Origin of the sequence: Cochlodiniinecator piscidefendens (assembly GCF_011326755.1) — a bacterium.
Classification (GTDB): domain Bacteria; phylum Pseudomonadota; class Alphaproteobacteria; order Rhodobacterales; family Rhodobacteraceae; genus Cochlodiniinecator; species Cochlodiniinecator piscidefendens.
On sequence record NZ_JAAOIE010000003.1, the window covers coordinates 286804 to 299248 of the forward strand.

Here is a 12445-nt window from a genome sequence, read left to right on the forward strand (position 1 = left end):
AGCATTGGAGTATTCCCTCTAAGTTTGTTCGTTGTATTTCACTACAGTTTGGCTTGGGCCGTTATCGTTTGGCCCGTTGCCGTCTTGGTATGCAGCGATAAAGCACTTGGATTCGGGCAACAGTTGGGCGCAGTTCGTACTTTTTTGGAACGAAGCAGAAAAAGCCGAAATAACGTATTAAGCTATTGTTATTGTGTGTTAAAAAACTGATTAAACTTTTGAGCGTTAAGGTGTTATTCGTATATTTGGCCCAAATGTGGCGTAATTGAAGCATGGTTAACGGGTTAGAACTGGCGGTTAGGGTGGTTTTTTGCGAAATTGGCTGCAGTTATCGTGATGAAGGTATTGAAAATGGCTTGGCGCATAGGATGTGGGGTTTTGTTTGCCTTCTTTTTGCAGGTGATTCCTGTGTTGGCTCAGGATCCAGAGCCCTATCCTGATTTTTCGTTCCGTCGGGTGCCGGTACCCTCTGCAAGCCATTCAGGCCCTCGGATAACGGTTCAGGCGGGGGGAGAAAGTGAGGCGCTTGCTGAAAGCCCTGCGTCTTCGTCCACAGGCACGCATTCTGACGCCGGTGAAACGCAAGATTGGTTTTGGGAGGTCGTATCGCCTGATTTGTCCGCGCAAAGCCCAGGGCGGCTCTCTGAGGCAATGAGCGCGTTAACAAATGCAGCTCAGGGGCGGGCCCCGTCAGCACCGCGCCTACAGGATATCCACGCTGTAGCGCAGTCTTATGGAACTGATATATTAATTGCGACGGTGGGTACGGATGTTTCGCCTGCTTTTGCATTGGCCGTTATCTGGGTGGAATCAGCCGGGCGTGCAGAGGCGATAAGCAGTGCAGGGGCTCAGGGGTTAATGCAGCTCATTCCTGCGACGGCGGAACGGTTCGGTGTCACAGATGCGAATGACCCAGCACAAAACATATCAGGTGGGGTGCAATACCTCGATTGGTTGATAAGCCAATTTGATCGAGATCCGGTTTTGGTTCTTGCGGCGTACAATGCGGGCGAAAATGCTGTGCGTTCAAATAACGGGGTGCCACCCTATGCGGAAACGCGAAATTACGTGCCCAAAGTTTTGGCGGCTTGGCAGGTGGCGCGGGGACTTTGCCTGACGCCGCCGGAGTTCATTACAGATGGCTGTGTGTTTCGGCGCGCGGATGGGTAGGAGAAGAGTGCCGGGTTGGTCCCGGCACTGCTAATTAGTTTACAAGCGTTGCTTCGGTTGCAGCGCGCACTTCTGTTTCAGATACGCCTTCAGCGCATTCGATCAGTTTTAATCCGCCCTCAACAACATCGAACACACCAAGGTTGGTGATGATCCTATCAACAACACCTTTCCCGGTGAGTGGGAGCGTGCATTCCTTTAGCAATTTGCTGTCGCCATGTTTGGACGTGTGATCCATTACCACAACAACACGACCAACACCTGCAACGAGGTCCATCGCGCCGCCCATGCCTTTGACCAGCTTGCCGGGAATCATCCAGTTCGCGAGGTCGCCGTTTTCAGCAACTTCCATCGCGCCCAAAATCGCCATTGCGATTTTACCGCCACGGATCATCGCAAAGGATTGCGCTGAATCGAAATACGCTGTTTGCGGAAGTTCCGTAATGGTTTGCTTGCCTGCATTGATCAGGTCAGCGTCTTCGCTTCCTTCAATGGGGAAGGGACCCATGCCCAACATGCCATTTTCAGATTGGAGCGTTACTTCTACACCTTCCGGGATGTAGTTTGACACGAGGGTCGGAATTCCGATCCCAAGATTAACGTACCAACCATCCTGAAGCTCTTGCGCCGCGCGGGCAGCCATTTGGTTTCTATCCCAAGCCATAATGTTGCCCTTCCTTAAGCCTGACGCACTGTGCGTTGTTCGATGCGTTTCTCGTGATCACCCTGCACAATGCGATTCACATAAATACCCGGGAGATGGATTGAATCAGGATCCAATGATCCCGTTGGCACAATTTCTTCGACTTCGGCGATGCAGATTTTTCCGCAAGTCGCAGCCGGCGCATTGAAGTTGCGGGCGGTTTTACGGAATACAAGGTTGCCTGTTTCATCGGCTTTCCATGCTTTCACGATAGCCAGATCCGCAAAAATTCCTTCTTCCATGATGTAGGTTTCACCATTGAAGGTTTTTTCTTCTTTGCCGTCTGCGATGACGGTGCCGACACCCGTTTTGGTGTAAAAGCCAGGAATACCTGCACCACCAGCGCGCATGCGCTCTGCGAGTGTGCCTTGAGGGTTGAATTCCAGCTCAAGCTCACCTGACAGATATTGACGCATGAATTCTGCATTTTCGCCAACATAAGAAGAGATCATTTTTTTGACTTGCTTGGTTTGCAACAAAATCCCGATACCAAAATCGTCAACACCAGCATTATTTGAGGCAAAGGTCAGATCTTTGGTGCCCGCGTCTTTGATCGCTTGCAGCAGTAATTCAGGTATGCCGCACAGGCCAAATCCGCCTGCTGCGATGAACATTCCATCATGGAGGAGCCCCTCCAAGGCCTCGGCGGCTGAGCCGTAGACTTTCTTCATCATGATCTCCATCAAAATTCGTTGCCAGAGTTTTGACGAGAGTTTGTTGCAGTGTCAATAAATTGCTGCGTTGCGGCAACCGTTGAAACATTACTTCGTTCGGTGCACAGAAAAACGCCCCGCAAAAGCGAGGCGTTTTAAACTTCATTCAGTTTCTGTGGTCTTGGCTTCGGCAGCTTTTTTAGCCGGGGCCTTTTTCGCAGCGGGCTTTTTCTTCGCCGCTGGTTTCTTTGCGGTAGCTTTCTTAGCAGCAGGTTTCTTGGCTGGGGCCTTTTTCTTCGCCGGTTTCTTTTTTGCGGCTTTTTCTTCGATCCACACAACAGCCATTTCCATGGTTACGTCGGCTGGTTCGACCTCTTTAGGAATGGTGGCGTTGACCTTTTCCCACTTCACGTATGGTCCGTAGCGGCCTTCCATGACATTCACGGGACCACCGCTGTCGGGGTGCTCGCCGAGTTCCTTAAGGGGCTTGGCTGCTGCTCCACGACCGCCTTTTGCTGCCTTTTGGGCGATCAACTCAACTGCGTGGTTCATCCCAACAGAAAACACATCCTCAATCGACGGAAGGTTCGCATAAGTTCTGCCATGGCGCACAAATGGGCCAAAGCGCCCAAGGCCAGCTTCAACAGGTTCGCTATCTTCTGGGTGGGCGCCGACCAAACGAGGCAACTGTAACAGCATGACCGCTTTTTCAAGAGTCATGTCGTCGGGAGACCAGCCTTTTGGCAGGCTAGAGCGCGGCGGTTTTTTGACTTCTTCGGTGGCTTCGCCCCGTTGAACATATGGGCCGAAACGTCCAGAGCGCAGCGAAATTTCGTCACCTTCGTCTTCGCCTAATACACGGTCTCCGCCATCAGCTGCATCGCCTGCGATGGGGCGGGTGTATTTGCATTCAGGATAGTTTCCACATCCAACAAATCCACCAGTCCGTGATGTTTTAAGGTGCAGTTTGCCCTCGCCGCAAAGCGGGCAGACACGCGGATCACTACCATCCTCACGCGCAGGATAAAGCTGGGGCGCAAGGACTTCGTCTAACGTGTCTAAAACTTCGGTAATGCGCAGTTCGGAGGTTTCCGCGATTGCCGCAGAGAAATCCCTCCAGAACCGATCAAGCACAGCCTTATAATCCATCTCACCGGCTGAAACGTCATCAAGTTCACGTTCGAGGTTCGCGGTAAATTCATAGCCAACATATTTGCGGAAATAGTTTAGCAAAAATATCGTAACAATTCGGCCTTTGTCTTCGGGAAACAGGCGGTTTTTATCTTTGCGTACATATTCGCGGTCTTGGATCGTCGTAATGACTGATGCGTAGGTGGATGGACGGCCAATCCCGAGCTCTTCCATACGCTTGACCAATGTGGCCTCTGTATAGCGCGGGGGCGGCTGGGTGAAATGCTGTTCAGGTGAAATCGAAGACTTCGCCGCAACTTCGCCTTCCATCACTTGAGGCAGTCGTTTGTCGTCGTCATCGACAACACTATCATCGCGCCCTTCTTCGTACACTTTCATGAAACCGTCAAATAACATGACTTGCCCTGTTGCGCGCAGGCCTACTTGGCTGTCGCCGCTCAGGATTTCAACGGTTGTCCGTTCAAGCCGCGCCTGAGCCATTTGGCTGGCAAGGGTGCGTTTCCAGATCAAATCATAGAGCTTACGCTGATCTGGCTCTAGCCGTGCCAATTGTGCAGCGTCGACAGACATATCTGTTGGCCGAATGCATTCGTGCGCTTCTTGGGCGTTTTTGGCTTTGTTTTTGTAAACGCGCGGTGTTTCCGGCACGTAAGACGCGCCATACCGATTGCCAATCTCTTCGCGTGCCGCGCTAATTGCTTCCGGGGCCATATCAATGCCGTCGGTTCGCATGTAGGTTATGTAGCCTGCTTCGTACAAACGTTGAGCTGTCGACATGGTTTGACGCGCCCCGAAGCCAAATTTACGGCTGGCTTCTTGTTGCAAGGTAGACGTCATGAATGGCGCAGATGGGTTGCGGTTGGCAGGCTTAGCCTCAACAGACGCAATTTTGAGATCCCGCGATGTGATGGCCTGAACAGCCAATTCAGCAGCGGTTTCATTTTCGATGCTGTGTTTATCGAGCTTTTTACCGCCTAAAACGGTGAGTCGGGCTTCGAATTCTTGACCGCGCGGCGTTTGAAGAATGGCTTTGACTGACCAATATTCGCGAGCGTTGAAGGCTTCGATTTCCATTTCGCGCTCTACGATAAGGCGTAGACAGACTGATTGCACGCGACCAGCCGATTTAGCACCAGGCAATTTGCGCCACAAAACCGGGGACAATTTAAAGCCAACCAGATAATCAAGTGCGCGCCGGGCAAGATATGCTTCGACCAAAGGAGCATCAACATCGCGCGGGTTTTTCATTGCCTCGGTGACGGCGGTTTTTGTAATTGCGTTAAAGACAACCCGTTTTACATCGGTCGATTTTTTAATCGCGCGCCGTTTTGTCAGGGCTTCCTGCAAATGCCAGCTGATCGCTTCTCCTTCGCGATCGGGGTCGGTTGCGAGAATCAGTTCGTCGTCGTCTTTTAGCGCATCAGCAATGGCTTTGACGTGCTTGCGGGAATCATATCCGACTTCCCAAGTCATATCGAATTCGTTCTCAGTATCGACTGAGCCATCTTTGGGCGGCAAATCGCGAACGTGCCCGTAGGAGGCCAGCACAGTAAAGTTATCGCCTAGATATTTATTAATTGTTTTGGCTTTCGCCGGGGATTCGACAACGACTACGGGCATAAAATTCCTCTCGACTCTGCACGAGCTTATGGCCGCGCAAAATGGGGACGGAAGCTGTGAAATGTCAATGGCATGTAAGACGAACTTAGCGAATTAGGGTTAAAAGGCCACCAGATCGCCGCTCAATGCGCCCCTCAAGCTCGAGCGTGGTAAGCTCAGGATTGATGTGGCGGGCGGAGAGTTTTAAATCTCGGATCAGTTGATCCTCGGCCAAAGGGCTAGGGCCTAACCGATCAAGGATTTGTTGATGGAGTGCGGCGGTTTCCTCCAGAGTTCGCGACGACGGAGGCGGTGCTACCTGAGGTTCGGGCGGAGTAGGGGGGGGCGATGGTTCCGGCAGTGAAATTGCTTCTATGACGTCTGCGGCATTTCGTATCAAGGTGGCCCCGTCCCGGATCAATGCGTTGCACCCAGAGGCGCGTGCGTCAATTGGATGGCCGGGTACCGCTAAGACTTCGCGACCTTGATCAAGTGCATTTTTCGCTGTGATGAGACTGCCTGATTTTAAGGCCGCTTCGACGACAACAACGGCTTGGGCCAGACCTGAAATAATGCGATTGCGCAACGGGAAGTGGCGCGCAAGAGGCTGCATGCCGATAGGTTGCTCAGATATGATTAATCCTTGGTCAAGAATGTCTCTGGCGAGTTCAGTGTTCTCCGTGGGGTAGATGACATCAGCGCCTCCAGCCAGAGCTGCAATCGTACCGCGCTCTAAGGCACCTTGGTGTGCTGCGGCATCAACACCGCGGGCCATGCCTGAAACGACAACAAACCCGGCCTCTGAAAGTTCTGCAGCAAGTTTTCGCCCCATCCGCGTTCCAAGACTCGAGGCATTGCGCGCACCCACAAGAGCAATAACGGGTTGCGACAACAAGGTTTGATCTCCACGCGTCCATAGAAGAGGTGGGGCATCAACAAGGTCATTCAGCGCCATAGGATAATGTGCCTCGCCATGGCAAATGAGCTTGGCTCCGGTTCTTTTTGCGGCGCTGATTTCGGCCTGCACAACGGGCAAGGGACAGGCTTCGTATTCTTTCACACCAGCGGATTGCGCGATTTGAGGTAATGCCTCTAACGCGCGAACTGCTGAGCCATACTCCTGTAAGAGCCTATGAAATGTCGCAACTCCCACGCGGCGTGAGCGAAATAAACGCAGTCGGGCAAACCGCTCCTCTGATGAAAGAGGCGCGGTTATCTGGGGCTGTGCAAACAAATCCTGTGACATAGGGGCTCCGTCGTAAACGACTCAGAGCATGGTTAAAATGTGTTAACGACCCGTGAATCGCGAGCTTTCTTATCCAGCCCCACCAACGGTCAAGCCGCTCACCATAAGTGTCGGTTGCCCAACGCCGACTGGGACCCATTGGCCGGCTTTGCCGCAATTGCCTACACCGGGGTCCAGTTTCATGTCATTACCCATCGCGCGGATGCGTTTCATGGCTTCGGGGCCGTCGCCAATAAGAGTGGCCCCTTTGACGGGGGCTCCGACTTTACCATTCTCGACCCGGTAGGCTTCCGTGCAGGAGAAAACGAATTTGCCGTTGGTGATGTCAACTTGACCACCGCCAAAGCCGACAGCGTAAATTCCGTCTTTTAAGTCGGCTACGATGTCCGCAGGATCAGAATTACCGCCCAACATATAAGTATTGGTCATGCGTGGCATCGGAGCATGGGCGTAGCTTTCGCGACGTCCGTTTCCTGTTGGCTCAACGCCCATGAGACGCGCGTTTTGGCGATCCTGCATGTAACCCACCAATATTCCGTCTTCAATGAGGACATTTTTGCCAGATTGAGTGCCCTCATCATCAAAAGTAATCGATCCACGGCGATCGGGAATGGTGCCATCATCAAGAACAGTCACACCTTTCGACGCAACCTGTTGACCAATCATGCCTGCAAACGCCGAGCTGCCTTTTCGATTGAAATCACCTTCTAGGCCGTGCCCTACAGCTTCATGCAAAAGAACGCCGGGCCAACCCGCGCCAAGAACAACATCCATGACCCCAGCAGGTGCGGGGACAGCCGTAAGATTAACCAATGCGATGCGCAGGGCTTCGCGTGCAGCTGATTCCCAATGGCTGCGTTCCATCAAACCCGCGAGGTTTATACGTCCACCACCACCTGCATTTCCGCTTTCACGGCGGCCTTCGTATTCAACGATAACGGATACATTCATGCGGGCCATGGGGCGTACATCCGTGAAACGTGAACCCTCTGGGCGCAGAATTTCGATTTCCTGCAAAGAGGCCATGAGCGTAGCCGAAACCTGAACAACTCTAGAATCAAGGCTGCGTAAGAAATCGTCAATTTCCTTTAATACATCGATTTTAACAGAGAATTCTGCGTCGGTTAGCGGGTCATTGTCGGTGTAAAGTTTACTGTTTGTGCGCGCAGGGGCATCAGCCAACGTGCCGCCTCCATCACCTACTGCGAGCCGGGCAGTTTCGACTGCGCGCTTGATGGCCGACTCAGATAACTCTGTTGAGTGAGCATAGCCTGCTGTTTCACCTTTGACGGCCCGCAACCCGAATCCCTCAGAGGCGTCGTAGCTAGCGGTTTTGATGCGTCCGTCATCTAAAACCAATGCTTCAGCGCGGCGGCGTTCTAGGAATAATTCCCCATCATCCGCGCCATGGGTCGCTTCGCGGAGTTGAGAAAGTGCGACTGATTCATCAAGATCGGTTTCAAAAGGGCGAAATGGGGCTTGTGCCATGGTTACTCCGTCTGGTTTTTGTGAATAAATCACAGAAGCGGCTGTTTGCCGCGCAGGATTCACTTGTTCCCTCCTCCGTAATATGGTTTCAACGGAGCCGGACACAATGGGTCACTAACATGATTGGTGACTCGAAGGCGATATTTGTCGTCGGGACGCAAATTGGGAAACAAAAATGCGAGCAAACAGCATTTTACGCGGTCTTACGGCCGCTTTTTGGGTAGCTGCATCATCAACTATGGTAGCAGCTCAGGACGGAATCGAAGGCCTTGAGATCATCGGCGCTCCGGTAGATGGCGCTATAGGCCTACAGCCTGCCTCTTCGACTGGGGCGGTGAAACAGCAGTTTTTAGATAACTTGCTGTTGGTCGTATGTGCAATTGTTGTGCTGTTCGTCGTCGCGCTTTTGGCGATTGTGATTGTACGCTACAATCAGCGTGCCAACAAAACTCCTGCGACATTTACACATAACTCACCTCTCGAAGTTGCTTGGACAATCGTGCCAATCGCCGTTTTGGTTGTAATTGGATCGTTCTCCTTGCCAGTTTTGTTTAACCAGCAAGAAATTCCAGAAGCAGACATCACGATCAAGGCAACTGGCAATCAGTGGTATTGGTCATACGAATACGCGGATCAAGGTTTTGGCTTTGATAGCTATATGCTTGGCTCAAACGCGACTCTCGATTCTGAATTGGATGCGGATGTGCAGCCATTCATCTTAGACGACGCGATGGAAGCACTTCTGGCACGTTGGGGTTATTCTCGTGATGAGTTCTTGCTTGCCACAGATACCGCTGTTGTTGTTCCGGTGAACTCTACTGTTGTTGTTCAGGTGACAGCATCAGATGTGATTCATAGTTGGGCTGTTCCAGCACTGGGTGTTAAGCAAGATGGCGTACCAGGGCGGTTAGCAGAGCTTTGGTTCAACGCCGATCGCGAAGGCGTCTATTTCGGACAATGTTCTGAACTTTGCGGAAAAGATCACACTTATATGCCAATCACGATCAAAGTGGTGAGCCAAGAAGAATATGATGCATGGCTCCTACGGGCCACTGAAGAATATGCTGGTCTACCGCAAACTTTGACCGTTGCATCAATCGACTAAAACCTGTGACGGGCCATTAAGCTGGCCCGCCTCTCGGGGGGGCTGTCATGACTGATACAAGTATGGATATGACTTCAGAAACTGGCGAGGCCGGTTTTCGTGACTTTGTGGCCTTGTTAAAGCCACGGGTTATGTCATTAGTTGTTTTTACCGCCTTTGTTGGTTTGATGGTCGCACCTGTGCCCGTGCATCCTATGGTGGTTTTTACCTCTGTTTTGTTCATCGCAATTGGCGGCGGTGCCTCGGGTGCGCTGAATATGTGGTGGGACGCTGATATTGATGCAGTGATGAAACGCACACAGTCGCGGCCGATTCCTTCGGGCAAGGTGACGACTGGCGAAGCTTATGCTATCGGAATGACGCTCTCCGCGATTTCGGTGATTATGCTCGGCCTTGCCGCCAACTGGGTTGCCGCGGGTTTGCTGGCTTTTACGATCTTTTTCTATGTCGTGATATATACGATGTGGCTAAAGCGCTGGACGCCGCAGAACATCGTTATCGGTGGTGCGGCTGGCGCATTTCCTCCGATGATAGGCTGGGCGGCCGCGACAGGTAGCATTTCAGTCGAAAGCGTGCTGATGTTTATGATTACCTTTATGTGGACACCGCCGCATTTCTGGGCGTTGGCTTTGTTCGTAAAGTCAGATTACGACAAAGCAAAAGTACCGATGCTGACAGTTACCCATGGTCGCAAGGCGACGCGGACGCATATTCTGATTTACACGCTGCTGCTAGCACCTGTTGCGATTGGCGCTGGTTTTACCTCCATTGGTGGACCGCTTTATCTTGTGCTGGCGCTGGGTATGAACTTATGGTTCGTGAAGGGCGCAGTTGATATTTGGCGGCGTGACGATGCGCAATCTGATGCAGATTCTCACAAAGTTGAGCGGAAGTTTTTCAAATTGTCGCTCATTTATCTCTTCCTTCATTTCGGAGCTTTGTTGCTTGAAGCAACACTCCGTCCCTTCGGCTTAGGAGGCTGGTGATGGCTATTGCCAAAGATCACGAATTACACACGCGACGCCAAGGCCGCAACGTTGGGTTAGGTGTAGTGCTTGCCGCATTTGTTGCCATCGTCTTTGGCCTGACGATTGCCAAAGTCAAAGGTGTGGATGTTGCAACCGGATATGACGCGAGCAACGGAATTATCAATGAAGGCATCAGCGAATGAATGAGCATCAAAATCATTCAAAAACTGCACTTAGCCTCGTTGGGGTTGTTGTGCTTATGGGCGGGTTGGCCTGGGCGTCTGTCCCATTTTACAATTGGTTTTGTAAAGTGACGGGCTTTGGCGGCACCACGCAAAGCGCTTCTGCTGGGTCCGATGTTGTATTGGATCGCATGATGACGGTGCGTTTTGATGCGTCTCTGGATCGCGATATGCCTTGGGAATTCACCCCAATGGCGACAGAAATGGAAATCCGGATCGGTGAAACAGGGCTCGCTTTTTATGAGGCATACAACCCTACGGATCGCCCAATTGCGGGCAGTGCGAGCTATAATGTGACGCCATATTCAGCAGGTGCGTATTTTACTAAAATTGACTGTTTCTGCTTTGAAATGCAGGTGTTGCAACCCGGTGAACGGGTACAAATGCCGGTTACTTTCTTTGTAGACCCCGAATTGACTGAGGACCGCGAAGCGCAATATGTGCACACGGTCACATTGTCTTATACTTTCTATGAAACAGATCTGCCTGAGGAAACTGCCAGCTTGGCAGAAGAAACCTCAGTCAGCTATAACTGATAAAAAGGACCTAGCGAGGGACGCGCATGGCACACGAAAAGAATCACGACTATCACATCCTCCCGCCGTCAATGTGGCCGCTGCTCGGTGCCGTTGGCGCCTTCGTTATGCTGTTTGGCGCGGTTATGTGGATGTCCAACGACTCCCCTTATATGTTCTTCATCGGCCTAGCGCTGGTGCTGTATGTCATGTTTGGCTGGTGGTCTGAAGTTATCAAAGAATCACAGGTTGGCGACCATACACCTGTTGTTCGCATTGGTTTACGCCTTGGCGTGATCATGTTCATCATGTCAGAGGTTATGTTCTTCTCTGCGTGGTTCTGGTCGTTCTTCAAACACGCGCTGTACCCAATGGGTCCTGATTCACCTGCAATTGATGGCGTTTGGCCTCCGGTTGGAATCGAAACATTCGATCCGTTCCATTTGCCATTGATCAACACACTTATCCTGCTGTGCTCTGGTGCTGCATGTACTTGGGCACACCATGCGCTGGCGCATGAAAACAACCGCAAAGACATGATCAATGGTCTTTTGATAGCGGTTGTCTTAGGTGCGATCTTTACGTTCTTGCAGGGCTATGAATATGGCCACGCTGCATTTGGGTTCTCTGGAAACATCTACGGCGCTAACTTCTTTATGGCGACAGGCTTCCACGGTTTCCACGTTATCATCGGGACCATCTTTTTGTTGGTATGTATGCTGCGCGCGATGAAGGGGCACTTTACACAAGAACAGCATGTCGGATTTGAAGCGGCAGCTTGGTACTGGCACTTTGTTGACGTCGTATGGCTCTTCTTGTTCGCTTCTGTTTACATTTGGGGCGGCTGAGCTTGAAAGTCAGTCACTAAACAGACTAAAGAAAAACGCGGAGCTGAAGCTTCGCGTTTTTTACTTTTGGGGGCATCCCGTGACGAAAAAGATGATCTTTCCAATGGTGTTTGGTTTGATAGGGACGGCTATTCTTATCAGTTTGGGCGTCTGGCAAATTCAAAGACTTCAGTGGAAAGAAAGTGTGCTGGCCGAGATTGATAGTTTTATCGCAGCGCCTGCCATCCCGTTGGAACACGCATTATCGCAACCTCAGGATTATCAACCCGTCGAGGTGCGAGGGCATTTCACAGGAGATGCAGTGCACGTATTGATCAGTGTCAAAAACATTGGTCCCGCCTACAGGATCGTCGAAGGGTTCGTCACCGAAAGCGGGCGCCGCATTTTGGTCGATCGCGGATTTGTACGTGACGAACATGTAAACCGTGAACGCCCCTCAGGAGAAGCCGTTGTGATCGGTAACCTCCACACTCCCGTCGAAGTCGACGGTTATACACCCGAACCGGATCTTGACGCGAATATCTGGTTTGCACGAGATGCGGATGCGATTGCCGAAGTGCTCAATACAGAACCAGTTTTTGTGATTTTAAGGGAAACCTCGGAAATAAATAGTTTGGTGACACCATTACCTGTAGACAGCAGCGCAATTTCCAATGATCACTTGGGCTATGCTGTGACTTGGTTTTCACTTGCAATCATATGGTTTGGGATGACATCCATTCTCGTCTGGCGTATCAGGCGGAATGTACTCTAAAG

Annotated in this window: 12 protein-coding genes; 7 read left to right on the plus strand and 5 right to left on the minus strand. The window is 51.5% G+C overall.

Annotated features, from left to right (window positions below):
- Nucleotides 1–351: 351 nt before the first annotated feature.
- Nucleotides 352–1170: a lytic transglycosylase domain-containing protein gene (locus G9C99_RS10290; RefSeq protein ID WP_166417400.1), complete on the plus strand. Its 819-nt coding sequence runs from the start codon at nucleotides 352–354 to the stop codon at nucleotides 1168–1170.
- A gap of 34 nt (nucleotides 1171–1204) precedes the next feature.
- On the opposite strand, the gene G9C99_RS10295 is transcribed toward G9C99_RS10290, so the two are convergent.
- The 5 genes from G9C99_RS10295 to tldD form a co-directional block, all read right to left on the minus strand.
- On the minus strand, nucleotides 1205–1834 hold the full coding sequence (locus G9C99_RS10295) for a 3-oxoacid CoA-transferase subunit B (protein ID WP_166417401.1): 630 nt from the start codon (nucleotides 1832–1834) through the stop codon (nucleotides 1205–1207).
- A 14-nt stretch (nucleotides 1835–1848) separates the two neighbouring features.
- Entirely contained in the window at nucleotides 1849–2544 is a 696-nt protein-coding gene (locus tag G9C99_RS10300; protein ID WP_166417643.1) for a CoA transferase subunit A, read from the minus strand.
- Between the two features lie 144 nt (nucleotides 2545–2688).
- Nucleotides 2689–5298: a type I DNA topoisomerase gene (gene topA, locus G9C99_RS10305; protein WP_166417402.1), complete on the minus strand. Its 2610-nt coding sequence runs from the start codon at nucleotides 5296–5298 to the stop codon at nucleotides 2689–2691.
- 85 nt (nucleotides 5299–5383) lie between these two features.
- Entirely contained in the window at nucleotides 5384–6523 is a 1140-nt protein-coding gene (gene dprA, locus G9C99_RS10310; protein WP_166417403.1) for a DNA-processing protein DprA, read from the minus strand.
- A gap of 69 nt (nucleotides 6524–6592) precedes the next feature.
- The gene (gene tldD, locus G9C99_RS10315; RefSeq protein WP_166417404.1) at nucleotides 6593–8011 is read right to left on the minus strand and encodes a metalloprotease TldD; all 1419 of its coding nucleotides are present in this window, start codon (nucleotides 8009–8011) and stop codon (nucleotides 6593–6595) included.
- 175 nt (nucleotides 8012–8186) lie between these two features.
- Here tldD and coxB point away from each other — a divergent pair, with 175 nt between their 5' ends.
- The 6 genes from coxB to G9C99_RS10345 all read left to right on the plus strand — a co-directional run bounded on the left by coxB (nucleotide 8187) and on the right by G9C99_RS10345 (nucleotide 12443).
- Nucleotides 8187–9116, plus strand: coding sequence for a cytochrome c oxidase subunit II (gene coxB / locus G9C99_RS10320; protein WP_166417405.1), 930 nt, complete (start codon nucleotides 8187–8189; stop codon nucleotides 9114–9116).
- A gap of 47 nt (nucleotides 9117–9163) precedes the next feature.
- Complete coding sequence (cyoE, locus tag G9C99_RS10325) at nucleotides 9164–10102, plus strand: heme o synthase (protein ID WP_166417406.1); 939 nt, start codon at nucleotides 9164–9166, stop codon at nucleotides 10100–10102.
- Complete coding sequence (locus G9C99_RS10330) at nucleotides 10102–10287, plus strand: hypothetical protein (protein WP_166417407.1); 186 nt, start codon at nucleotides 10102–10104, stop codon at nucleotides 10285–10287. The genes cyoE and G9C99_RS10330 overlap by 1 nt, the downstream gene beginning before the upstream one ends.
- Complete coding sequence (locus G9C99_RS10335; RefSeq protein WP_166417408.1) at nucleotides 10284–10862, plus strand: cytochrome c oxidase assembly protein; 579 nt, start codon at nucleotides 10284–10286, stop codon at nucleotides 10860–10862. The genes G9C99_RS10330 and G9C99_RS10335 overlap by 4 nt, the downstream gene beginning before the upstream one ends.
- 26 nt (nucleotides 10863–10888) lie before the next feature.
- Complete coding sequence (locus G9C99_RS10340) at nucleotides 10889–11689, plus strand: cytochrome c oxidase subunit 3 (RefSeq protein ID WP_166417409.1); 801 nt, start codon at nucleotides 10889–10891, stop codon at nucleotides 11687–11689.
- Nucleotides 11690–11768: 79 nt separating this feature from the next.
- Nucleotides 11769–12443: an SURF1 family protein gene (locus tag G9C99_RS10345; protein WP_166417410.1), complete on the plus strand. Its 675-nt coding sequence runs from the start codon at nucleotides 11769–11771 to the stop codon at nucleotides 12441–12443.
- The last annotated feature ends 2 nt before the right edge of the window (nucleotides 12444–12445 follow it).

Coding starts and splice junctions, on each gene's coding strand:
- G9C99_RS10290 (WP_166417400.1), top strand. CDS start 352: ATGGCTTGGCGCATAGGATGTGGGGTTTTGTTTGCCTTCTTTTTGCAG.
- G9C99_RS10295 (WP_166417401.1), bottom strand. CDS start 1,834: ATGGCTTGGGATAGAAACCAAATGGCTGCCCGCGCGGCGCAAGAGCTT.
- G9C99_RS10300 (WP_166417643.1), bottom strand. CDS start 2,544: ATGAAGAAAGTCTACGGCTCAGCCGCCGAGGCCTTGGAGGGGCTCCTC.
- topA (WP_166417402.1), bottom strand. CDS start 5,298: ATGCCCGTAGTCGTTGTCGAATCCCCGGCGAAAGCCAAAACAATTAAT.
- dprA (WP_166417403.1), bottom strand. CDS start 6,523: ATGTCACAGGATTTGTTTGCACAGCCCCAGATAACCGCGCCTCTTTCA.
- tldD (WP_166417404.1), bottom strand. CDS start 8,011: ATGGCACAAGCCCCATTTCGCCCTTTTGAAACCGATCTTGATGAATCA.
- coxB (WP_166417405.1), top strand. CDS start 8,187: ATGCGAGCAAACAGCATTTTACGCGGTCTTACGGCCGCTTTTTGGGTA.
- cyoE (WP_166417406.1), top strand. CDS start 9,164: ATGACTGATACAAGTATGGATATGACTTCAGAAACTGGCGAGGCCGGT.
- G9C99_RS10330 (WP_166417407.1), top strand. CDS start 10,102: ATGGCTATTGCCAAAGATCACGAATTACACACGCGACGCCAAGGCCGC.
- G9C99_RS10335 (WP_166417408.1), top strand. CDS start 10,284: ATGAATGAGCATCAAAATCATTCAAAAACTGCACTTAGCCTCGTTGGG.
- G9C99_RS10340 (WP_166417409.1), top strand. CDS start 10,889: ATGGCACACGAAAAGAATCACGACTATCACATCCTCCCGCCGTCAATG.